Below are 21,389 nucleotides of genomic sequence, written 5' to 3'. Positions count from 1 at the left end.
CCGCGTGACGGGCCCGATATGGAGAGCTTGCACAACTTCGGGCACAAGCGCTGGCTGGGAGCCTGCGCCGGTACCGCTGCCGATCAGTGCGCAGCCGGCATCAGATTCCACTTGCGCAGGATCGCGGCGATCTGCTGCGCGTATTTATCGCGCAGCGCCGGTGTTTCGGAGTGATAGGCTCCGACCGCTTGCCACGTATTGCCGTACTTGTTCATCTGGCGGCGCAGATGCCATGCGGCGATATACACGTTCTTGCAAGGCTCCATCAGCGTCCCTTGCGAGATGCCGTACTGCGCGAGCGTGGGCAGATGGACCGAATTGATCTGCATGACCCCGTAGTCGGTCGAGCCGTTTGCGTTCTTATGTTGCGCGTCCGGCCGATTGTGCGACTCCTGCCACGCAATCGCGCGCAGAATCAAGGGGTTGACCTTCTGATACCCTGCCGCCGCGTCAAAGCAGTCGGCGCGCGCGGACCCTGCTGCGATCAGCACGGCAAGTCCTGCGGCGACAGTGACGAGGGTTCGCTTCATCGGTCAAGACGACTAAACAAATCGCAAGGGTAAGGTTCGGTAAGGTAATCGGTCGGCCAAACTTCAGTCGCTTCAAGCCGCTGAGCCGCCCTGGTTGGGCGTGTGCCGGGCATGGGGGAAAACCCGCGTAGTCAAACCACGACTAGCACCCTGAACGGCTCGTATCATACCGGCAGGTCATCGAGCGTCAAGTTGGCTAACCGACATAATCCAGCTAAAAAAGAAGCACTTATGCGGCACCGCGCACAGAAGCGCGAAAGCTTTCAAATACGTAACGATCCGGAAGTCTCTTTAGAGTAATTGCACGGGCTGTTTGTTTTGTGACAAATCCGACATGAAAAACTGTTACTGTTCATTTCTTTTGGACATTAAGTGGCTGGCATCCGGGGCGGCGATTGCCCGTGAAGCCTGCCGGCAGACCGAGGGGGCTGCGGCTTGCTCATATGTCCGCACTGCATGACAGTCGGCGGCTGCGGCTGCCAGCATCGAAACCACATTCCATGAGAAGAAATCGTATGGCATTGCGTCGCGTCGCAACGGCGCTGCTGGTGGCTGGATTGATCACCGCGCAGACAGCACAGGCCCAGGTGACACTCAATTTCGTGAACGCCGACATTGATCAGGTGGCCAAGGCGATCGGCGCGGCAACCGGCAAAACGATCATCGTCGACCCGCGCGTGAAAGGTCAGTTGAATCTCGTGTCCGAAAATGCGGTGCCTGAAGACCAGGCGCTGAAGACCCTGCAGTCTGCTTTGCGGATGCAGGGCTTCGCGCTGGTGCAGGATCACGGCGTGTTGAAGGTCGTGCCCGAAGCCGACGCCAAGCTGCAAGGCGTGCCGACCTACGTCGGCAACGCGCCGGTTGCGCGTGGCGACCAGGTGGTCACGCAGGTGTTCCAGCTGAGGAACGAATCGGCCAATAATCTGCTGCCCGTTTTGCGTCCGCTGATCTCGCCGAACAATACGGTGGCGGCTTATCCCGCCAACAACACGATTGTCGTGACCGATTACGCTGACAACGTGCGGCGTATCGCGCAGATCATCGCGGGTGTCGATACGGCGGCGGGCCAGCAGGTCCAGGTCGTGCCGCTGAAAAACGCGAACGCGATCGACGCCGCGCAGCAGCTCACGAAGATGCTCGATCCGGGCTCGGTCGGCAGCACCGACACGACGCTGAAGGTATCGGTCACCGCCGACCCCCGCACCAACTCGCTGCTGCTGCGTGCATCGAACGCCGGGCGGCTGAACGCGGCGAAGTCCCTCGCGAAGCAGCTCGACGGGCCGACCGGACAGCCCGGCAACATGCACGTCGTGGCGCTGCGCAACGCGGACGCGACAAAGCTCGCGAAGACCCTGCGCGGGATGCTCGGCAAAGGCGGCGAGACCGGCTCGTCGGCCGGTTCGACCGAAGCGAGTTCGTTCAGCCAGAGCGGCGGCGGCTCGTTTGGCAGCAGTTCGACGGGTACAGCGGGTACGCCACCGCTGCCGTCGGGCGGACTCGGAAGCAGCTCGATGGCGTCGCCGCTGGGCGGCAGTGGGGGAGGAGCATATGGCGCGAGCGGCGGTTCCGGAGCCGGCGGCCTGCTCGGCGGCGACAAGGAAAAGAGCGAGGACAATCAGCCGGGCGGCATGATCCAGGCGGACTCTGCCACCAACTCGCTGATCATCACGGCGTCGGACCCGGTGTACCGCAACCTGCGGGCGGTGATCGACCAGCTCGACGCGCGGCGCGCACAGGTCTATATCGAGGCGCTGATCGTCGAACTGAACTCGAACACGAACGCCAATCTTGGCATTCAGTGGCAGATCGCGAACAACGAGGTTTTCGCCGGCACCAATCTGGCGACCGGCGCCGGCAACAGCATCATCAATCTGACGGCGGCCGCGGCGACCGCGACCACCGGCGGTCTCGCTGGAGCGCTCGCAACCCAGAATCTCCAGCAGGGGCTCAACGTCGGGTGGGTGCACAACATTTTTGGCGTGAAGGGACTTGGTGCGCTGCTGCAGGCGCTGTCGCAGACCGCCGACGCGAACGTGCTGTCGACGCCTAACCTCATCACGCTCGACAACGAAGAAGCCAAGATCGTCGTCGGCACGAACGTGCCGATCCAGACGGGTTCGTATTCGAACCTCACGAGCGCCACCCCAAGCTCGGCGTTCAATACGTTCGACCGCGTCGACGTCGGTCTGACGCTGCACATCAAGCCGCAGATCACCGATGGCGGAATCCTGAAGCTGCAGCTCTACACGGAAGACTCGGCGATCGTGAACGGCACGACCAATGTGGCGACCAACCCGGCCGGCCCGCAGTTCACCAAGCGTTCGATCCAGTCGACGGTGCTCGCCGATAACGGCGAGATCATCGTGCTGGGCGGCCTGATGCAGGACAACTACCAGGTCAGCAACAGCAAGGTGCCGCTGCTGGGCGATATCCCGTGGCTTGGCCAGTTGTTCCGCTCGGAACAGAAGACCCGCCAGAAGACCAACCTGATGGTGTTCCTGCGCCCTGTGATCATCAGCGATCGCGATACCGCGCAGGCCGTGACGTCGAACCGCTACGACTACATCCAGGGCGTACAGGGCGCGTACAAGTCGGACAACAACCTGATCAAGGACAAGGACGATCCGGTGGTGCCGCCGAAGCCGATCGGCCCGGCCGAGGGCGGCTCGGCCGCCATGAACCTGTTCAATCTTGACCAGATGCGCCGCCAGCAGATGACGCCGCCGCCGTCGGCTCCCGCGTCGGCGACGAGTGGTGCTGTCCAGGCTAACCCTGTGCCCGCCGCGCCTTCCACCGCGGCGCCCGGAGTGCAGCCGTGAGCACGCCGTCCACGCCGCCGTCAGCTTCTGCGTCGTCAGCAGCGGCGCGAGCCGGTGCGTCGGCACAGGCCACGGCGATTTCGCCCGCGGTCGTGGCGGAGCATGCTGAGCGCATCGCGCCGTCTGCGGTCGCGGCTCGCCTCGTGCCGTACGGCTTCGCCCGCGGCGGCCAGATTCTGGTCGCGCATCAGCATGCCGACAGCCTCGAAGTCTGGATCAGCGAACGCACGAGCGATGCCGCGCTCGCCGAAGTCGCGCGCAACTTCGGCGCTCTCTCGGTGGTACGTATGCCCGCTGACGAACTCGCGCAGGCGATCAACCAGGCATATGCGCGCCAGGACGGCAGCGCCGCGCAGGTAGTCGGCGAAGTGGAAGGCGAAGTCGATCTCTCGCGTTTGATGCAGGACATTCCCGAGGTCGAGGACCTGCTCGAGTCGGAAGACGACGCGCCGATCATCCGCATGATCAACGCACTGCTTACGCAAGCGGCGCGCGAGCAGGCCTCGGATATTCACATCGAACCGTTCGAGACGTCATCGGTGGTGCGCTTCCGGGTCGACGGTACGTTGCGCGATGTCGTGCGGCCGAAAAAAGCACTGCACGGCGCGCTGATCTCGCGGATCAAGATCATGGCGCAGCTCGACATCGCCGAGAAACGTTTGCCGCAGGACGGCCGGATCACGCTGCGCGTCGGCGGCCGTCCGGTCGACGTGCGCGTCTCGACGCTGCCCACCGGCCACGGCGAACGCGCGGTGCTGCGTCTGCTGGAAAAGGATGCGTCGCGCCTGAATCTCGAAGCGCTCGGCATGGCGACCGACACGCTCGTCAAATTCGACAAGCTGATCGCCAGGCCGCACGGCATCGTGCTGGTGACCGGCCCGACCGGTTCGGGCAAGACGACCACGCTCTATGCTTCGATGTCGCGGCTCGAAACCGCGACGACCAATATCATGACGGTCGAAGACCCGATCGAATACGACCTGTCGGGCATCGGCCAGACGCAGGTCAACGAACGGATCGGCATGTCCTTCGCGCGGGCGCTGCGATCGATTCTGCGGCAGGACCCGGACGTCATCATGATCGGCGAAATCCGCGATCTGGAAACCGCGCAGATCGCGGTGCAAGCCTCGCTGACCGGCCACCTTGTTTTGGCCACGCTGCACACGAACGATGCGGCTTCGGCCGTCACGCGTTTGACCGACATGGGCGTCGAGCCGTATCTGCTGGCGTCGTCGCTGCTCGGCGTGCTGGCGCAGCGGCTGGTGCGGCGGCTGTGTCCGGTGTGCCGTGAAGAGCGTGTCGAAGAAGACGGCCGTGTGCACTGGCATCCGGTCGGCTGCGACAAGTGCGGCCAGTCGGGTTACGCCGGACGGCGCGGCGTGTACGAATTGCTGCTGATCGACGACGAGATCCGCACGCTGGTTCACCGCAACGCCGCCGATGCGGAGATCCTTGCCGCCGGCCGCAGGCAAGGCATGCGCACGCTGCGCGAAGACTCGGACCGCTGGCTCGCGTCCGGGCTGACGTCGCTCGAAGAAGTGATTCGCGTGACGGGCGGAGCATAAGCGCATGCCGGCATTTCGTTTCGAAGCGATCGACGCGGCGGGCAAGGCGCAAAAAGGCGTGCTCGACGCGGACAGCGCGCGCGGCGCGCGAACCAATCTGCGTTCGCAAGGACTGACGCCGCTCGTAGTCGAACCGGCCGCGACGCGCACGCGTGGCGAGCGTAATCAACGTTTGTCGTTGGGGCGGCGCCTGTCGCAGCGCGAGCAGGCGATTCTGACGCGTCAGTTGGCTAGTCTGCTGATCGCCGGCCTGCCGCTCGACGAAGCGCTCGCAGTGCTGACCGAGCAATCGGAGCGCGATTACATCCGTGAACTGATGGCGTCGATTCGCGCCGAAGTGCTCGGCGGCCATTCGCTCGCCAATGCGTTGACGCAGCATCCGCGTGACTTCCCCGAAATCTATCGCGCTCTGGTGGCCGCCGGTGAACATACCGGCAAGCTCGGTCTCGTACTATCGCGTCTTGCCGACTACATCGAGCAACGCAACGCGCTCAAGCAGAAGATCGTGCTCGCGTTCACGTACCCGGCGATCGTGACCCTTATCGCTTTCGGCATCGTCACGTTTCTGTTGAGCTACGTGGTGCCGCAGGTGGTGAACGTGTTCGCCAGCACCAAACAGCAACTGCCCTTTCTCACCATCATGATGATGGCGCTGTCCGGTTTCGTGCGGCACTGGTGGTGGGCGGTGCTGATCGGTGTGGTCGTGCTGGGGTATCTCGTGCGCTCGATTTTGAAGCAACCCGGTCCGCGCCTCGCCTTCGACCGCTGGCTGCTGACCGCCCCGCTGCTCGGCAAACTCGTGCGCGGCTACAACACCGTGCGTTTCGCCAGCACGCTAGGCATTCTGACGGCAGCCGGCGTGCCGATTCTGCGCGCGCTGCAAGCCGCGGCAGAAACGCTCAGCAACAACGCGATGCGCGAGAACATCGACGATGCGATCGTGCGCGTGCGTGAAGGCACGTCGCTGTCACGCGCACTGGGCAACACGAAGACGTTTCCGCCGGTGCTGGTTCACCTGATCCGTTCGGGCGAAGCGACCGGCGATGTGACGACGATGCTCGACCGCGCAGCCGACGGCGAAGCACGCGAACTGGAGCGCCGCACGATGTTCCTGACGAGCCTGCTCGAGCCGCTGCTGATTCTGGCGATGGGGGGCGTGGTGCTGGTGATCGTGCTGGCGGTGATGCTGCCGATCATCGAGTTGAACAACCTGGTGCAGTAAAGCGGAGAAGTTTTCTGATTGCGCGGCTGCCGCGGGTGATGGCGGGTTATTGCCAGCCGCGCAATCTGCTGAACCGGAACAGGCCGGTTTAGCGCACGTAGATGGTAGGACCTGCCGCGTTAGCCGGCAGGAACACTTCGGAATGCGCGCCATTGCGATCGATGACGATCGAGCGGGCGCGGACTTCGGAGAGTTTGGCGCCTTGCATCAGCGCGCTGCCGAGCGACACCGCATGCGGCGGTTCGCCGCCGACGCTGACGATCGCCGCGGCGCCTTCCGGCAAAGCGAGGATGCCGAACAGATGCACGTCCTGGTTGACGCTGCGCGTGAGCTGACCGCCGAACAACGTCGCCGCCTGTTCGGTCGAGACCGGCGAATGCGCGGCGGCAGCGGGCAACGGCGCGCCCGACATCGTGGACAGTGTGATGACCCAGTAGGTGAGCGTCGCGCAGAACACGGCGAACAGCGCGAGCGACAGAAGGCGGATTTGGATAGCGTTCATGCGCATCATTGTACGGACTATTGTGAAAATTGCGTTGGGTTGAAAGCGCCCCCTAACCTGGCGCTTCGCGCCAGGCCCCCCGAGGGGCGTGAGCAAACTTGGGGCGGCCCGGCGTTTTCTCACGACCCTTCAACACCATGACATTAAAATGACCGGCCGGGCGTGTTCAATGGCACCCTGATTGCGAGTGCGCCTGCTAATGCGCGAATCCCGCCCGATCGAAAATTTCATCTGAAAAGAGGTAGCAAGTTATGCAACTGTCGACCACTCGCCGTATTGAAATCGCGGGTTCGCGCAGCCGCCGTCAACGCGGTTTCACGCTGATTGAAATCATGGTCGTGATCGCGATTCTGGGCATTCTGGCCGCGTTGATCGTACCGAAGATCATGAGCCGTCCGGACGAAGCGCGGCGCGTCGCCGCCAAACAGGACATCGGCACGATGATGCAGGCGCTGAAACTCTACCGTCTCGACAACGGCCGTTATCCGACCCAGGAGCAGGGCCTGCGTGCGCTGATCGAAAAACCGGGCACGGACCCGGTACCGAACAACTGGAAGGACGGCGGTTATCTCGAGCGTCTGCCGAACGATCCGTGGGGCAATAGCTATCAGTATCTGAATCCGGGCGTCCACGGCGAAATCGACGTGTTCAGTTACGGCGCGGATGGCAAAGCGGGCGGCGAAGGCAATGACGCCGATATAGGCTCGTGGCAGTAATGCACTGATTTTCAGGCGCGCCGGATTGCCCTTCCCTTCAGCGATCCGCCGCGCGTTTTATCGACTCATCGGTTTTTGATCGTTCGTGGCCGGCACTATGCGTATGTCCGCTTGCAAGTCCCGTGTGGACACTCCGTTTACGGCGCCGATGCCGCGCGCGGCGTGTGCCTGCGCGCGCGTGCCTGGCCTGCGTGGATGCGGACCGAGGCGGGCGGCCGGTTTCACCTTGCTGGAAATGCTGGTGGTGCTGGTGATTGCAGGCTTGCTGGTGTCGTTGACGGCGTTGACGATGACGCGCAATCCGCGCACCGATTTGAACGAAGAAGCGCAGCGTTTGGCGCTGCTGTTCGAATCGGCCGGCGACGAAGCCCAGGTGCGCGCGCGGCCGATCGCCTGGCAGCCGCTCGACGGCGGTTTTCGCTTCGACCTGCGTACCGAAGACGGCTGGCGTCCGCTGCATGACGATCTGCTCGGGCCGCGCCAATGGGAAGGTGGCGTGACCGGCGTGACGATCAACTATCCCGGCTCGGACGCACAGCCGAGCCGCGTCGTGTTCGGCACCGAGGCGATCGACGTGCCGGTGCAGATCACGCTGTTTTCGGCGGCGGGGCGCGCGACGATCGTCGGCACCGGCAATGGTCGCTATGAGGTGCACTGAGATGCGTCGTTGCAGGGGTTTGGGCCGTCGCGCACGACAGCGCGGTTTTACGATGATCGAAGTGCTGGTGGCGCTGACGATCATCGCGGTGGCGTTGGCGGCATCGCTGCGCGCGGTCGGCAGTCTGGCGAGCGGTGAAGCCGATTTGCACCGGCGCTTGCTGGCCGGTTGGAGCGCGGACAATACGCTTGCGCAATTGCATCTCACGCATGGCTGGCCGAACGTCGGCGAGACCAGCTTTGACTGTTCGCAGGGCAATCTGGAATTGATCTGTACCGAGCATGTGACGGCGACGCCGAATCCGGTGTTTCGTCGAGTGGAAGTGATGGTGACGACGCCTGGGCGTTCCGGCAATCTTGCTCAGATGGTCACGGTGGTCGCGAATGAAAACAACCGTTCGCTCTGAGCGCCGCAGCCGATCGGGCGCGCGTGGTTTTACGCTGATCGAGCTGCTGGTCGCAATTGCGATCATGGCGGTGATCGCCGTGTTGTCATGGCGCGGGCTTGACCAGATCATCCGCGGGCGGCAGACCATTACGAGCGCGATGGAAGATGAGCGCGTCTTTGCGCAGCTGTTCGACCAGATGCGGATCGATGCGCGGCAGGCCGCGTCGGATGACGAGTCTGGGCAGGCGGCCGTTTCGATTAGCGGCAGCGTGCTGCAGATTGTGCGGCAGATGGTTTTGCCGGGGAGCGCGCCGCGTTTGCAGGTGGTGCGGTATCGGGTTTCCGATGGACGCGTGATTCGGTATGCGTCGCCGCCGTTGGGGAATGTTGGCGACCTGCGGCGGGCTTTACGCGGTGGCGAGGATGATGGATGGACTGGGGTGCCCTTGATGGGCGGAGTGGGGTCTATTTCTGCTCGCGTTTATGTGCCGAAGGTCGGCTGGACCGCGCAGATGAAGGATGTGCAGGGTGCTATTACGGAGAACGATAATAATCTTAAGGTGCCCCAGTTGGGGAATGCGCCGCTGCCGCGGTCTGTGACTGGGCTTGAAGTTAGTATCGGGGCCAAGTCGTTGGCGCGGCCTGTTACGCGGGTTTTTCTCGTCGGAGAATGAAATGAAGTTCTCTCTGTTGTCTCCGCGACGCTCTTCTTCTTTGCCTGCTCGGCGGTTTGTGTCTGTGCGCCTGCAGTGGTGCCTTTCCTTGTTTTCTTATTGGTTTATTAGCGTTCCCCCTGTGCGGGGGGGCACCTACTTTTCTTTGCCGCCGCAAAGAAAAGTAGGCAAAAGAAAGCGGCTCAAACCGCTAACTCTTAAGCGGGTCCCCCGGCTTGGAGGAGGCAGTGGAGCATCTGGAATCTGTGTTCTCGCACACTCCACGTCAGTGACAAGGCAGTCATCCGTTCCGGCGGCGCTGCGCGCGCCGAGCGGTACTTCAGAAAACCGTCAGGCGGAGCCGGCACATGATTCCACGCAAGTACCGCAGCTTGCAGTTGCACACAGTAGTGTGACGTGCCACCGAGAAGCCGGGCACCCCGCCGAGGCGAAGCCGATGGCTCCCACCGAGCCAAAGCGAAGCCACTGGTTTCCCTTGCGGACCGTTCCGGCGAGCGCGCAGCGCGAGGCGGGAAGTATGACTGCCTTGTCACCAAGGCTGAATGTGCGAGGGCACGGATTCCAGATGCTCCACTACCGGGACTGCGCGGGGGACCCGCTTAGCATTAGCGGTTTGAGCCGCTTTCTTTTGCCTACTTTTCTTTGCGGCAGGCAAAGAAAAGTAGGTGCCCCCCCGCACAGGGGGAACGCTAATAAACCAATAAGAAAACAAGGAAAGGCCAACGCCGTAGGCAGACAAAAAAACCAAACCGGCGCAGCAATCATCAGCGCGCTGCTAGTGGTAGCGCTATCAGCGATATTGGTCTCCGGCATGCTCTGGCGCCAGCAAGTCCAAATCCGAAGGATAGAAAACCAGCGCCTGCTATCGCAAGCCCAATGGGTAGCGCGAGGCGCATTGGACTGGACACGCCTGATCCTCCGCTCAGAAGGCGACACCTCAGCAGGAATCACGTACTTAGGTGGCCTATGGGGCGTCCCCATCGCCAAAACACGCCTATCGGATTTCCTGGGCCGAATCGGCGAAGTCAGAGCCGAGCAAGGCGCGGAAACCTACCTGTCAGGTTCAATCGAAGACGCCCAGGCAAAATTCAACTTGCGTAACCTGGTATCGAGCCCTGCGCCAGGCGTATTGCAACTGAACATGGAGCAGATCGGCGCCTACCAGCGCCTGCTCGTTTCGCTGGGTATCAGCAGCCAGTTGGCAAAAAACACAGCAGTCCAGGTGCGCGCGAGCCTTGCTCAATCGGCGACACGTTTTCAAACCGTCACGTCCATCACCGGTGCAACAGCCGCCCCGGCCATCCAGGGCGGCCCAACCGGTGGTGGCAATTTCACCGACAACCCCGGCCTCGAAGACAGCAACGACAACGCAGCGCTCGCGCCGCTGCAAATGACCAGCGTCGATTCGCTGCTCGACATCCCCGGCTATACGCCGGAGATGGTTGCGCGCTTGCGTCCGTTCGTTACCGTGCTGCCGACAGCGTCGGCGGTCAACATGAATACGGCCTCCGCCGAAGTCATCGCGGCAGTCGTGCCCGGTATGAGTCTGTCGAGCGCGCAGGCCTTCGTCGCGCGGCGGCAGACGGTGTTTTTCCACAACGCCGGCGACGTGCAGCTCGCTTTGCGCGGCGCCGGCGTGCAGTCGTCGGTCGATACAAGTGAACTCGACGTCAACACAAGCTATTTTCTGATCCACGGCCGCGTGCAGCACGAACGCGCGGAAGTGGACCGCACGACCCTCGTCTATCGCGACGCATTGACTCACACTACGCGTATCGTGCGGGTACAGGACCAACTATGAATAACGCTTTTCCCGGAGAGAGTGGCCTTTGAGCACGCTGATCGTCCTACTGCCGCCGCGTGACCCGGCGGTGCCATCGCAGGAATGGCAACTCCCGGAGCTGCCGTTCCTGCTGCTCGACAAGTCGGGCCGCACCCAACGCGCAGGCCGTTCGGCGCTCGCGCTGCTGCCGCGCGCCTCGTCGACGGTGCTGATGGTCGCCGCGCGCGACCTGCTGATGATGCCCGCCACGTTGCCGCCGCTGCGCGGCCCGCGGCTGCGTCAGGCACTGCCGAACGTCGTCGAGGATCAACTGATCCAGGACCCGCAGACCTGTCACATCGCCGTCGATCCGCAACCGGTCGCGGGCGGCCGGCAGTTGCTCGCGATCGTCGATCGCGGCTGGTTCCGCTTCATCTGCGAAGGCTTCACCGCTGCCGGACACCGCAGCTTGCGCGCCGTGCCGGTCACGCGCTGTCTGCCGCAAGCGGCGGCGCTCGATACGCCCGCCGAAGTTGCCGAAACGGTCAACGCTGGCGAACCGGTATTGGCCGGCTCGGCTAGCGCGGCGACAGCGTTGCCAGGCGCCGCGCCGGTGGTGCCGATGGTGGCCGCCGTGCTCGGCGCCGTGGTCCAGACCGCGCCGGCGCTGCTGCTTGAAGGCGCGATCGAAACGGGTGCGCCGCGCGTCGAACTGGCAATCGCGCGCGGCGTGCAAGGCGAAGGGCTGGCGGTGCCGGCCACCGCCGTGAACGCGACCCTCGCCGCGCTGGCGGGCGCGGCCCCTGTCACGCTGTACATGCTGACCGAAGTGCCTGGCAACGAGCCGCGTCTCGGTGCGACCGGCCCCGCCGCTCTCGCAGCGCACGTGCATGGGGCCAGTCCGTTGCCGTTCGAGCAACTCGCGCGGCGCGCGCTGGATTGCCGCTTCGATCTCTGCCAGTTCGAGTTCGCTTTCCAGCCGTGGCGACTCGATCGCGCGACGCTGCGGCGCCTGCGTCTGCCGGTGCTGCTGGCGGCCGGTGCGCTCGTGATCGCGATTGCCGGGGCGAACGTGCAGTGGCTGATGCTCGCGCGTCAGCGCGACGCGATCAACACGCAGATGACGGAGTTGCTGCTCAACACCTTCCCGAAAACGACAGTTGTGCTCGATGCACCTGACCAGATGTCGCGCCAGTTGCAGCAGCTGCGGGTGGCGGCGGGCGAACTGTCGCCGGACGATTTCCTGTCGCTGGCAGACGGTCTCGCGCGTTCGCTGTCGCCGGTGCCGGTCAACGGCATTGCTGCGCTCGACTATCACGACCGCCGGCTCGACGTGACCTTCAAGCCTGAGATCAAGGTCGATCCCGATCTCGCGAAGCGCCTCGCGCGCAACGGCCTGAACGGCGCGATCGACAGCAACACCGGCAAGTGGACCATCAGGAACGGACAATGAAAGCTGAACTCGCCCAATCGTGGGCCGGATTCTGGGACCAGCGCACCGAGCGCGAAAAAATGCTGCTGACGTGGGGCAGCGGGGCGTTGGCTGTGGTGATCGCGTGGTCGGTGCTGTGGGCGCCAGCGCAGGACGGCCGCGCGCATCTGCGCCAATCACTGCCGACGCTGCAGCGTCATTTGGCGCAGATGACGGCGCAGGCGAACGAAGCGCGGCAACTGTCGGCGGCGGCTCAAGGCGTCGCGCCGACCGGCGGTGCGCTAAAGGACGCGCTGACCGCGTCGCTCAGCGATCACGGCCTCGCCGCGACCCAGGTGCAGATGATCGGCAATGCGGTGCAGATCCAGATGAAAAACGCGTCGTTTCCGGCGTGGACGAGCTGGGTCGACGACGCGCGAAAGCAGTTCAAGGTGCAGGTCGCCGAGGCGCATGTGACCGCGCTCAAGGAAGACGGTCAGGTGGATCTGACGGCGTCGTTGCAGCCGTCGACCGTCAAATGACCGCGCAGTTACAGGATTTCGCATGACTTTCTGGATGCGACGCCTGCGCGTCGCGCTGCCTTGGTTGGTGGTCGCCGTGCTGTCGAGTGCCGCCGTCATGCTCGCGTTACTGCCGGCCGCCTGGATCACCCCGCTGTTCGCCAAACAGACCCGCGGCCACGTCAATCTTGTCGATCCGGCCGGCTCGCTGTGGCACGGCTCGGCGACACTGATGCTCGCTGCCGGCTCCGACCTGAGCGCGGCGACGCTGCTGCCTGGACGAATCGAATGGCACACGTCGTTCTGGCCGCTCTTCACCGGCCGGGTGCGAATGACGATGCGACAAAGCGAAGCGATGCCCGATCCGATCACCGTCGACGCGACGCCGCGTGGCGCGACCGTCACGCAAGGCGCGATCGGTGTGCCGGCTTCGCTGCTGACTGGCCTGGGCGCGCCGTTCAATACGCTCGATCTGCAAGGGGATGTGCGACTGTCGTGGTCGGACTGGCGCAGCTTCAACAAGGAAGCGTTCGGCCAACTGACGGTGACACTGAACGACGTCAGCTCGCGCGTATCGCTGGTCAAGCCGCTCGGGTCGTATCGGCTGCTAGTCCAGGCACAAGGCGCGTCGTCCACGCTCGATCTGACGACGTTCAAGGGCCCGCTGATGCTGACCGGCAACGGCACCGTGTCGGCGGTCTCGACATCGTTCCGCGGGACCGCCAGCGCCGCGCCGGAAGCACGCGATAACCTCGCGGGACTGCTGAATGTGCTGGGGCGGCCGAGCGGGCCCGATACGGTCGCGTTGACGTTCGTGCACTGAGGCGCGCGGTTGGTCCGGGGTTGGGGGTGAAGTGTCGGGAGGCGTTTACCGTCGCCGCGCTCACGGTTCGGGCAGTGCGAAGTTTCGAAACACGTTTGCCGCCCTGGCTCGGGGACGCCTCGCGTAGCCGCCGTGCGAGCAAGTGCGATTCGGATTCGGTGCGATTAAAAAAGAGGCATCGCCGCGCAACGCGGCTATGCCTTTTTTTGTCTTCGCGAGGAGCGGGCTTAGTTGCTCGGCGCCTGTTGCGACGAGGTCTCACTTTGCGCGACGGGCGTCGCCGATGACGCAGGTAACGGCGCAGGTGCCGCTACGTCGCCGGTTTCACGATTCATTTGCGAGACATCCCAGCCGCCGCCCAGCGCCTTCACCAGACCCACCGACGACACCATCCGCTGCCCGGCGATGTTTTCCAGCTTTTGCTCGGCTGTGAAGGCGGTGGTCTGCGCCGTCAGCACGTTGACGTAGCCGACTGTGCCCGCCTTGTACTCGTTCGTGACGATGGCCACCGCCTGGCGGGCCGACTCCACCGCTTGCTGCTGCACGACGATTTCCTGTGCGAGGATGCGTTGGGACGCGAGGTTGTCCTCGACATCCTGGAATGCGGCCAGCACCGTTTGACGATAGGCCGCGACATCCTGGTCGTAGGTAGCGCGAGCGGCTTCGGTTTTTGCCTGGCGCAAGCCGGCGTCGAAGATCGTTGCGGCCAGTTGCGGGCCGAGCGTCCAGAAGCGCGACGGTACGGTGAGCAATTGCGAGAACACCGAGCTTTGGAAGCCGCCGGTGGCCGACAGCGTCAGCGTTGGGAAGAACGCCGCAATCGCGACGCCGATCTGCTCATTGGCGGCCGCGGCCTTGCGTTCCGCCGACGCGATATCCGGGCGCCGCTCCAGCAGTGCCGACGGCATTTGCGCGGGAACGACGGGCGGCGTGGCGGTGAGCGGCGTCGGCGGAATCGAGAAGGTCGAGGCCGGTTCGCCGACCAGCACGGCGATCGCGTGTTCGTCCTGGGCGCGCTGCACGCCATTGTCGATCGCGGCGGCTTGCGCCGATTGCAGCTGCGTTTGCGCCTGAATCACGTCGGAGCGCGCGGCGACGCCTGCCGCGTACTTGTTCTGCGTGAGTTGCAGTGAGAGCTGATAGGCCGCGACGGTTTCGTCGAGGAGTTTTTGGGTGGAATCGAGCGTGCGCAGCGAGAAATAGGTTTGTGCGAGCGTGGCCTGAGCGGACAGCCGGGCGTTCGCCAGATCGGCGGCGGCGCCCTGTTGACCGGCTTTCTGGGCGTTGACCGAGCGGCTCACCGAACCCCACAGATCCGGCTCCCAGCTGGCGACGAGTTGCGCGTTGAAGCTGTTGCTGACCCGGGAGCTGCTCGAGCTCGTGGACGACGAACCGTTACCTGAGCGTGTCGCGCCTGCCGATGCGCCAACGGTCGGGAAATATGCCGCCCGTGCCTCGCCGACCAGCGCGCGCGCCTGCCGGTAGGCGGCGGCGAACTGGGCGACGGTCTGGTTCGATGCGTTCAGCTTGTCTTCGAGCGTGTTGAGTTGAGGGTCTTCGTAGATGGTCCACCAGTTGCCGCGGTCTTGCTGATCGGCCGGTTGAGCGACTTTCCAGCCGGGCGCGGCTTCCTTGTACGAGGCGGGAATCTGCGCCGCCGGCCGCTTGTAGTCAGGGCCGACCGCGCAGCCGGCCAGAACGGTGGCGAGCGCCGCCGCCGCCGCGAGGGTCAGGGCGCGAGGGGTAATGGTTCGCGCGCGCGTGATTCGGTCAAACTGCATGCAATGGATTCCTTCTGGGCGCCGCGGTGCGGACGATGGCGGCGCTGCCGGCCGGGAGAGATCATGGCTCAGCCGGAATGTTAGCGTATGGGCCCGCGGGTGGGCGCGGGAAACTGAAAGGGTAATGCGCGGAGGCTTTGTGGTGTGTTACTTAGGGTTGCGGGATGGTTACGTGCTATTACGGTTTTTTTGCCTGCGCGGCGCTTTTTAGCTGTGTGCGTACGGCGTTGGCCTTTCCTTGTTTTCTTAGTGGTCTATTAGCTTCGCCCCTGTGCGGGGCGGGCACTGTAGTGGTTCAATGAACCTGGACACCTCTAAAGGGGATAATTCTCCAACTGAGGTGAGAAATGAGCAGACGGAACATTCCTGAAGAATTCAAGGCAGAAGCAGTCCAGCTGGTGGTCAGCAAGGGCTATTCGTACTCGCAGGCCTGCGAAGCGCTGGGCGTTGGCGACACGGCGTTGCGTCGCTGGGTCGCGCGGTGGCGCGAGGAGCAGGCCAAACCGCCGCGCACAGCGATAGAGATCGAGACCGACGCGCGTCGCATTCGCGAGCTCGAGGCGAAGGTCGCTGATCTCGAGAGGGAACGGGACATTCTAAAAAAGTCTACGGCCTTCTTCGTCAAGGAAATGGATCGCTTCTCGAAGTGATCCAGTCACTGAAGAAGGCCTGGCCTGTGAGTGTGATGTGTGAAGTGATGAACGTGGCGCGCAGCAGCTATTACGCGTTCGCGGGGCGCCCGTCGGCTAGCCCTACGGCTTGCCCGCAGATGGCCGCTGCACGTGAAATTCATCGCGAAACCCGCTGCAGTTATGGCAGCCGAAGGATGTCGGACGAGCTTCAAAGGCGGGGTCACAAGGTGGGGCGTTATCGTGCCCGCACGCTGATGCAGCGCGCGCAGCTGGTGGTTACCAGAAAGCGCACGCACCGCTATCAGAAGAGCAATGGCGAGGCGCTGGTGGTGCCGAATCTGCTGGCGCGTAACTTCGAGCCGCCGGCCATCAACCAGGTGTGGGCAGGAGATATTACTTATGTGAGAACGGTTCAGGGCTGGTCGTATCTGGCCATCGTGATGGACCTGTATTCGCGCCGTATCGTCGGCTGGGCGTTTGCGTTACTGCCTGATACAGCACTGGTCATCAGGGCTTTGCAGCAGGCGCGCGACCAGCGACGTCCGCCGCCGGAGCTGATGTTCCACTCGGATCAGGGATGCCAGTACACCAGCGCGCACTTCATGAACGAACTGAAGGCAAACGGCATCGTTCAGAGCATGAGCAGGAAGGGGAATTGCTGGGATAACGCGCCAGTGGAGCGTTTCTTTAGAAGCCTGAAAAGCGAATGGATCGACGATAAAGGGTACCCCGATCACGCGCACGCCGAACGTGACATCGGGGCCTACATCGACGACTTTTATAACTACCGTCGCATCCATTCGGCAGCAGGCGGTCAGCCGCCGGCACGATTCGAAGCTTCACTTTTTTAAATATTCCCCTTTCCGGGTGTCCAAGTTTACTTGACCACTACACACTTACTTTCTTTGCCGCCGCAAAGAAAGTAAGCAAAGAAAGCGGCTTCACACCGCCAATTCTTAAGCGGGTCCCCTGGCTTGGAGGAGGCAGTGGAACATCTGGAATCTGTATCATCGCGCATTCCGCGCCGGTGACAAGGCAGTCATACTTCCGGCGGCGCTGCGCGCGCCGTAGCGGTACCTCATCAAACCACCTCCTGCTTTTGGCGCTCGCCTTTTGACCGGCGTTGGCCTGCCGATGCATTGCCAACGCCCAACGTGGTGCCGACATTTCGCTCTGGGTGATAAGTTCGCGCTTGCACAAAGCTGCGCCTCGCCGAGGCGTAGCCGATGGCCCCCACCGCCTACAAACGAAGCCACTGGTTTCCCTTGCAGACCATTCCGGCGAGCACGCAGTGCGAGGCGGGAAGCATGACTGCTTTGTCACCAGGGCGGAGTGCGCGAGGGCACCGATTCCAGATGCTCCACTGCCTCCTCCAAGCCAGGGGACCCGCTTAAGAATTGGCGGTTCGAGCCGCTTTCTTTGCTTACTTTCTTTGCGGCGGCAAAGAAAGTAAGTGCCCGCCCCGCACAGGGGCGAAGCTAATAGACCACTAAGAAAACAAGGAAAGGCAACGCCGCAGGCACACAGAGATAAAGAAGCACCGCGAAGGCAAAGAAAAGCAAAAAAAGGCCAACGCCATAAGAAAACAGACAAATGCCGCCGCCAAAGGCACAAAACCCTAATAATCACTGGGCTCCGCCAGAAACCAACATCAACTGCGCAAATCGATGCTCGCTTGCCGAGCCACCTTACCGGCAGCCGCCCGACACGGCACATCGCCTCGGGCCGGGCAGGCGCCGGTCGGGCTGGCAGTCACCGCTGCAGCGATATTCCCCGCCGCGACGGCCGGACCCATCACTGGCGCAGCCATAGAAGAAACACCCTTTTGCCCTCGCCGGTGCTCAAACCAGGCCAACACCGCCACCCCCACCGACCCGCCGGGAAGCACAACCAGTACGGCAAACAACGCCAGTTTCCACCAGCGATGCGGCCCTTGAAAGCTACTCAGCGCGGAATCGGTCAGGGAGCGGCTCAAGCCGCCAAGGGTGTTTTTCAGGTACAGCATCGGGGAATCCTTTTTGCACACCGCACACGCGGCACGCAGGCAATCGGTCAGAACATGGTCTCGGGTGGCGCGGGTCGCGCGTAACTCGTTGCCTAAAATAATATTGACTATGCAATTAAATTTCAAGATACTTTGCCTCGCGCTCGTCAGCGGTGTTGTTTTTCCGCCTTCCGATCCAGGCAAAATCAAATTTGACTTGTCTGCTTAGGCAGCTAAAATTCGATCTGCTTGGCGATGTCCCCGGGTACACGATGACCGATGGTCCCTACAACGCGGATGAGATTCACCTCGAATCGAGTCTCGGCTATTACCTGACGAAAGCGCGAAATGTGCTCGTCGAGCGGATGGATTGCGCGGTCAAACCGTTGGGGCTTACCGCCCAGCAGATCGGCGTGATCCTGCTGCTGTCGGCGCAGCGCGCGAGCACGCCGCTCGAGTTGTCGCGGGTCATGTCGTACGACAGCGGATCGATGACCCGTCTGCTGGACCGCCTTGAAAAGAAAGGCTTTATCGTCCGCACGCGCAGCGACGCCGATCGCCGGATGGTCAAGCTGGAACTGACGCCGCAAGGCCACGAGGCCGCGCGGCAATTGCCCGGTCTGGGCGCCGCCGTGCTGAACGAGCAATTGCGCGGATTTTCGGCGGCAGACCACGCCACCCTGCTCGACCTGCTAGGCCGTTTTATCGCCAACGGCATCAGCGGAGGGACGAGCGCTGCGTGCGGGCTGGGGCCATCGCAGGAATCGTCGGAAGAATCACCTGAAGCGACGCCGCCGAAACACGGCGAGCAGTAACCAGGCGGCGCTTTTGAAGGCGTCGTCATTTGCAAATATCTGTCTGGGCAGAGGGTGATCCGGCATGTAAGTGCGCCGTTCGGCGTGCGCGATAAAGATGCCGCGACAAGCTTTCCCGGCTGAGGAGAAACACACATGGCTGCCACGGCTCCCGCCGCTGCCTTACCCGCCGCCGAACCCGCTCCGCTCAAAGGCGGCGCGCTGGCCTTGCTCACTGTCGGTCTTGCGCTCGGCACGTTCATGGAAGTGCTCGACACATCGATTGCGAACGTCGCCGTGCCGACCATTTCCGGTAGCCTCGGCGTGGCGACCAGCCAGGGCACCTGGGTCATTTCATCCTATTCGGTGGCCTCGGCGATCGCGGTGCCGCTGACCGGCTGGCTCGCACGGCGCGTCGGCGAAGTGCGGCTCTTTACCCTGTCGGTGCTGCTCTTCACGATCGCGTCGGCGCTGTGTGGCTTCGCGCATAACTTCGAGTCGCTGATCGCGTTCCGGCTCTTGCAGGGACTCGTTTCCGGGCCGATGGTCCCGCTTTCGCAGACAATCCTGATGCGCTCCTATCCGCCGGAAAAGCGCGGGCTCGCGTTGGGTCTCTGGGCGATGACGGTGATTTGCGCGCCGATTTTCGGCCCCGTGATGGGCGGCTATATCACCGACAACTACACGTGGCCGTGGATCTTCTACATCAACGTGCCGATCGGGATTTTCTCGGCGGTGTGCGCGTTCCTGCTGCTGCGCGGCCGTGAGACGAAAGTCACCAAACAGCGCATCGATGCGGTGGGCCTCGCTTTGCTCGTGATCGGCGTGTCATGCCTGCAGATGATGCTCGACCTGGGTAAGGATCGCGACTGGTTCAACTCGACGTTTATCGTCGCGCTGGGGATTATCGCGGTGGTGTCGATCGCGTTCATGCTGGTGTGGGAGATGACCGAGAAAGAACCTGTTGTCGATCTCTCGTTGTTCAAGGACCGCAACTTCGCGCTCGGCGTGTTGATTATCTCGTTCGGCTTTATGGCGTTCTTCGGGTCAGTGGTGATTTTCCCGCTCTGGCTGCAGACGGTGATGGGCTATACCGCTGGGCTTGCTGGCCTCGCGACAGCTCCGGTTGGCTTGCTCGCGCTGTTCTTGTCGCCCTTGATCGGGAGGAATATGCATCGGCTCAACCTGCGGGTGGTGGCGAGTTTTGCGTTCATCGTGTTTGCTTGTGTGTCGTTCTGGAATTCGACTTTTACGCTCGATGTGCCGTTTAATCACGTGATCTGGCCTCGGTTGGTGCAAGGCATTGGGGTTGCCTGTTTCTTCGTGCCGATGACCACTATTACGCTGTCCAGCGTGTCGGATGAGCGGCTCGCTAGTGCTTCGGGTTTGTCTAATTTCTTTCGGACTTTATCGGGGGCGATTGGGACGGCTATCAGTACTACGTATTGGGAGAACGATACGATTTATCATCATGCGATGTTGACTGATTCGGTGAATGTTTATACGGCTAATACCAGTTCTTACACGAATGCGTTGGCCGGGATTGGACTCTCCGGGGATGGCGTCACCGCGCAGTTGAATCAGGTCGTCACGGCTCAGGCCTATATGATGGCCACTAATGATTTTTTTCGGATCTCTTGTGCGGCGTTTGTTGTGTTGGCGATGCTTGTTTGGGTTACCAAACCGCGGAAGGGGGCTGGACCTTCTATGGGGCATTGAGGTTTTTTTGCCTACGGCGGCGCTTTATTTCTGTGTGCCTACGGCGTTGCCTTTCCTTGTTTTCTTATTGGTCTATTAGCGTTGCCCCTGTGCGGGGCGGCACCTACTTTTCTTTGCCGCCGCAAAGAAAAGTAGGCAAAAGAAAGCGGCTCGAACCGCTAATGCTAAGCGGGTCCCCCGCGCAGTCACGGTAGTGGAGCATCTGGAATCCGTGCTCTCGCGCACTCCGCGTGAGTGACAAGGCAGTCATTCTTCCGGCGGCGCTGCGCGCGCCGAGCGGTACTTTTCCCCGTGGTACTTTTTGTGCGACGCGCGCTTTTTCCCCCGCCTTTTACTGCGTTATCGACTCGCCATTCGTTCCCGGGATCGATTGTCCCTGTGATGCATCCGGATGCATCGCCGATGGTGTGGGTTGTGATGGTTTTGCTCCGCCTTGCGGCGCGTCGGTTGCGGTGCCGCGCACATACTGCTTGAAGTCGGCGCCCGCCGCCCATGGGTTTGGTTTGCAGCCGAGCGAGCCGTCGCAATGCGCCGCAAAGCCAATCGTCGATGTGCCGTCAGGGTTCGGAGCACGTGTAATCTGGTACGCCAACGCTCGCTTGCCGCCGTCTGGACCCGCGGTCTGGATCAGCGTGTCTGTGGTGAATTCGACCTTGTATTTCGAATGAGCCGTCACCCACGTCTGCGCACGTTGCCACCATGCGTCGCACTCGGCTTTGCTCGAACACGTCAACGGCGTCGTCGCAATCTGCATGACGTCCGGATCGACCTGCCCTTGCGTCGAGCACCCCGCCGCCGCAACGCACAGCACGGCCAACAGACCTTTTTTCGTCACGTTGATTCCTCCTCTCTCTGGAGTGTGTCACGTAGGTTGGACCGCAGCGGCAGC

General features: G+C 62.6%; 19 protein-coding genes. 14 read left to right on the top strand and 5 right to left on the bottom strand.

The genetic code is table 11. The features are described from left to right. Positions 1–83: 83 nt before the first annotated feature. On the bottom strand, positions 84–530 hold the full coding sequence (locus WN982_RS21125) for a lytic transglycosylase domain-containing protein (protein WP_341313827.1): 447 nt from the start codon (positions 528–530) through the stop codon (positions 84–86). Between the two features lie 515 nt (positions 531–1,045). Between WN982_RS21125 and gspD the strand changes: the two genes are divergently transcribed. The 3 genes from gspD to gspF are packed head-to-tail and all read left to right on the top strand — an operon-like array spanning position 1,046 to position 6,136. After that, positions 1,046–3,349, top strand: coding sequence for a type II secretion system secretin GspD (gene gspD / locus WN982_RS21120; RefSeq protein WP_341313826.1), 2,304 nt, complete (start codon positions 1,046–1,048; stop codon positions 3,347–3,349). Next, a complete protein-coding gene (gene gspE, locus WN982_RS21115) occupies positions 3,346–4,914 on the top strand; it encodes a type II secretion system ATPase GspE (RefSeq protein ID WP_341313825.1) in 1,569 nt (522 codons plus the stop codon). The genes gspD and gspE overlap by 4 nt, the downstream gene beginning before the upstream one ends. Before the next feature lie 4 nt (positions 4,915–4,918). Then, on the top strand, positions 4,919–6,136 hold the full coding sequence (gene gspF, locus WN982_RS21110) for a type II secretion system inner membrane protein GspF (RefSeq protein WP_341313824.1): 1,218 nt from the start codon (positions 4,919–4,921) through the stop codon (positions 6,134–6,136). Between the two features lie 88 nt (positions 6,137–6,224). Here gspF and WN982_RS21105 read toward each other — a convergent pair whose 3' ends face one another. After that, positions 6,225–6,638: a hypothetical protein gene (locus WN982_RS21105; RefSeq protein ID WP_341313823.1), complete on the bottom strand. Its 414-nt coding sequence runs from the start codon at positions 6,636–6,638 to the stop codon at positions 6,225–6,227. Positions 6,639–6,889: 251 nt separating this feature from the next. Here WN982_RS21105 and gspG point away from each other — a divergent pair, with 251 nt between their 5' ends. The 8 genes from gspG (at position 6,890) to WN982_RS21065 (ending at position 13,590) form a co-directional block, all read left to right on the top strand. Next, entirely contained in the window at positions 6,890–7,354 is a 465-nt protein-coding gene (gspG, locus tag WN982_RS21100) for a type II secretion system major pseudopilin GspG (RefSeq protein WP_341313822.1), read from the top strand. Positions 7,355–7,502: 148 nt separating this feature from the next. Further along, positions 7,503–8,012 (top strand): GspH/FimT family pseudopilin, encoded by a 510-nt coding sequence (locus WN982_RS21095; protein WP_341315861.1) that lies wholly within the window; start codon positions 7,503–7,505, stop codon positions 8,010–8,012. After that, complete coding sequence (gspI, locus tag WN982_RS21090; RefSeq protein WP_341313821.1) at positions 7,999–8,418, top strand: type II secretion system minor pseudopilin GspI; 420 nt, start codon at positions 7,999–8,001, stop codon at positions 8,416–8,418. Before WN982_RS21095 ends, gspI begins: the two co-directional genes overlap by 14 nt. Next, on the top strand, positions 8,396–9,073 hold the full coding sequence (locus WN982_RS21085) for a prepilin-type N-terminal cleavage/methylation domain-containing protein (protein WP_341313820.1): 678 nt from the start codon (positions 8,396–8,398) through the stop codon (positions 9,071–9,073). Before gspI ends, WN982_RS21085 begins: the two co-directional genes overlap by 23 nt. 517 nt (positions 9,074–9,590) lie before the next feature. After that, complete coding sequence (gspK, locus tag WN982_RS21080; RefSeq protein WP_341315860.1) at positions 9,591–10,874, top strand: type II secretion system minor pseudopilin GspK; 1,284 nt, start codon at positions 9,591–9,593, stop codon at positions 10,872–10,874. Between the two features lie 28 nt (positions 10,875–10,902). Then, a complete protein-coding gene (gene gspL, locus WN982_RS21075; protein ID WP_341313819.1) occupies positions 10,903–12,288 on the top strand; it encodes a type II secretion system protein GspL in 1,386 nt (461 codons plus the stop codon). After that, positions 12,285–12,788: a type II secretion system protein M gene (locus WN982_RS21070; protein WP_341313818.1), complete on the top strand. Its 504-nt coding sequence runs from the start codon at positions 12,285–12,287 to the stop codon at positions 12,786–12,788. Before gspL ends, WN982_RS21070 begins: the two co-directional genes overlap by 4 nt. Before the next feature lie 22 nt (positions 12,789–12,810). Then, positions 12,811–13,590, top strand: coding sequence for a type II secretion system protein N (locus WN982_RS21065; RefSeq protein WP_341313817.1), 780 nt, complete (start codon positions 12,811–12,813; stop codon positions 13,588–13,590). A gap of 227 nt (positions 13,591–13,817) precedes the next feature. On the opposite strand, the gene WN982_RS21060 is transcribed toward WN982_RS21065, so the two are convergent. Then, the gene (locus tag WN982_RS21060) at positions 13,818–15,371 is read right to left on the bottom strand and encodes an efflux transporter outer membrane subunit (RefSeq protein WP_341313816.1); all 1,554 of its coding nucleotides are present in this window, start codon (positions 15,369–15,371) and stop codon (positions 13,818–13,820) included. Positions 15,372–15,718: 347 nt separating this feature from the next. Between WN982_RS21060 and WN982_RS21055 the strand changes: the two genes are divergently transcribed. Beyond that, positions 15,719–16,854 (top strand): IS3 family transposase gene (locus WN982_RS21055; RefSeq protein ID WP_341313815.1). Its coding sequence is split into 2 segments (ribosomal slippage): positions 15,719–15,977 and positions 15,977–16,854, totalling 1,137 coding nucleotides; the frame shifts between segments, so codons are not numbered across the junction. An 800-nt stretch (positions 16,855–17,654) separates the two neighbouring features. On the opposite strand, the gene WN982_RS21050 is transcribed toward WN982_RS21055, so the two are convergent. Next, positions 17,655–18,008 carry a hypothetical protein gene (locus tag WN982_RS21050; RefSeq protein ID WP_341315859.1) on the bottom strand — a complete coding sequence of 118 codons (354 nt, stop codon included), beginning with the start codon at positions 18,006–18,008 and terminating at the stop codon, positions 17,655–17,657. A gap of 251 nt (positions 18,009–18,259) precedes the next feature. On the opposite strand from WN982_RS21050, the gene WN982_RS21045 reads away from it, so the two are divergent. Next, the gene (locus WN982_RS21045; protein WP_341313814.1) at positions 18,260–18,802 is read left to right on the top strand and encodes a MarR family transcriptional regulator; all 543 of its coding nucleotides are present in this window, start codon (positions 18,260–18,262) and stop codon (positions 18,800–18,802) included. Between the two features lie 135 nt (positions 18,803–18,937). Continuing rightward, complete coding sequence (locus WN982_RS21040; RefSeq protein ID WP_341313813.1) at positions 18,938–20,500, top strand: DHA2 family efflux MFS transporter permease subunit; 1,563 nt, start codon at positions 18,938–18,940, stop codon at positions 20,498–20,500. Between the two features lie 331 nt (positions 20,501–20,831). Here the strand turns inward: WN982_RS21040 and WN982_RS21035 are convergent, their stop codons facing one another. Then, positions 20,832–21,335, bottom strand: a complete 504-nt coding sequence (locus tag WN982_RS21035; protein WP_341313812.1) for a hypothetical protein — start codon at positions 21,333–21,335, stop codon at positions 20,832–20,834. Positions 21,336–21,389: the final 54 nt, after the last annotated feature.

This window comes from Paraburkholderia sp. IMGN_8 (assembly GCF_038050405.1).
Classification (GTDB): Bacteria; Pseudomonadota; Gammaproteobacteria; order Burkholderiales; family Burkholderiaceae; genus Paraburkholderia.
Note: the sequence above shows the minus strand (reverse complement) of the source record. Positions and strands in the feature narration are given on the sequence as shown.

Coding starts and splice junctions, on each gene's coding strand:
- WN982_RS21050 (WP_341315859.1), bottom strand. CDS start 18,008: ATGCTGTACCTGAAAAACACCCTTGGCGGCTTGAGCCGCTCCCTGACC.
- WN982_RS21045 (WP_341313814.1), top strand. CDS start 18,260: ATGACCGATGGTCCCTACAACGCGGATGAGATTCACCTCGAATCGAGT.
- WN982_RS21125 (WP_341313827.1), bottom strand. CDS start 530: ATGAAGCGAACCCTCGTCACTGTCGCCGCAGGACTTGCCGTGCTGATC.
- WN982_RS21070 (WP_341313818.1), top strand. CDS start 12,285: ATGAAAGCTGAACTCGCCCAATCGTGGGCCGGATTCTGGGACCAGCGC.
- WN982_RS21040 (WP_341313813.1), top strand. CDS start 18,938: ATGGCTGCCACGGCTCCCGCCGCTGCCTTACCCGCCGCCGAACCCGCT.
- gspG (WP_341313822.1), top strand. CDS start 6,890: ATGCAACTGTCGACCACTCGCCGTATTGAAATCGCGGGTTCGCGCAGC.
- WN982_RS21105 (WP_341313823.1), bottom strand. CDS start 6,638: ATGAACGCTATCCAAATCCGCCTTCTGTCGCTCGCGCTGTTCGCCGTG.
- WN982_RS21085 (WP_341313820.1), top strand. CDS start 8,396: ATGAAAACAACCGTTCGCTCTGAGCGCCGCAGCCGATCGGGCGCGCGT.
- WN982_RS21065 (WP_341313817.1), top strand. CDS start 12,811: ATGACTTTCTGGATGCGACGCCTGCGCGTCGCGCTGCCTTGGTTGGTG.
- gspD (WP_341313826.1), top strand. CDS start 1,046: ATGGCATTGCGTCGCGTCGCAACGGCGCTGCTGGTGGCTGGATTGATC.
- gspI (WP_341313821.1), top strand. CDS start 7,999: ATGAGGTGCACTGAGATGCGTCGTTGCAGGGGTTTGGGCCGTCGCGCA.
- WN982_RS21095 (WP_341315861.1), top strand. CDS start 7,503: ATGCCGCGCGCGGCGTGTGCCTGCGCGCGCGTGCCTGGCCTGCGTGGA.
- WN982_RS21060 (WP_341313816.1), bottom strand. CDS start 15,371: ATGCAGTTTGACCGAATCACGCGCGCGCGAACCATTACCCCTCGCGCC.
- gspK (WP_341315860.1), top strand. CDS start 9,591: ATGACTGCCTTGTCACCAAGGCTGAATGTGCGAGGGCACGGATTCCAG.
- gspF (WP_341313824.1), top strand. CDS start 4,919: ATGCCGGCATTTCGTTTCGAAGCGATCGACGCGGCGGGCAAGGCGCAA.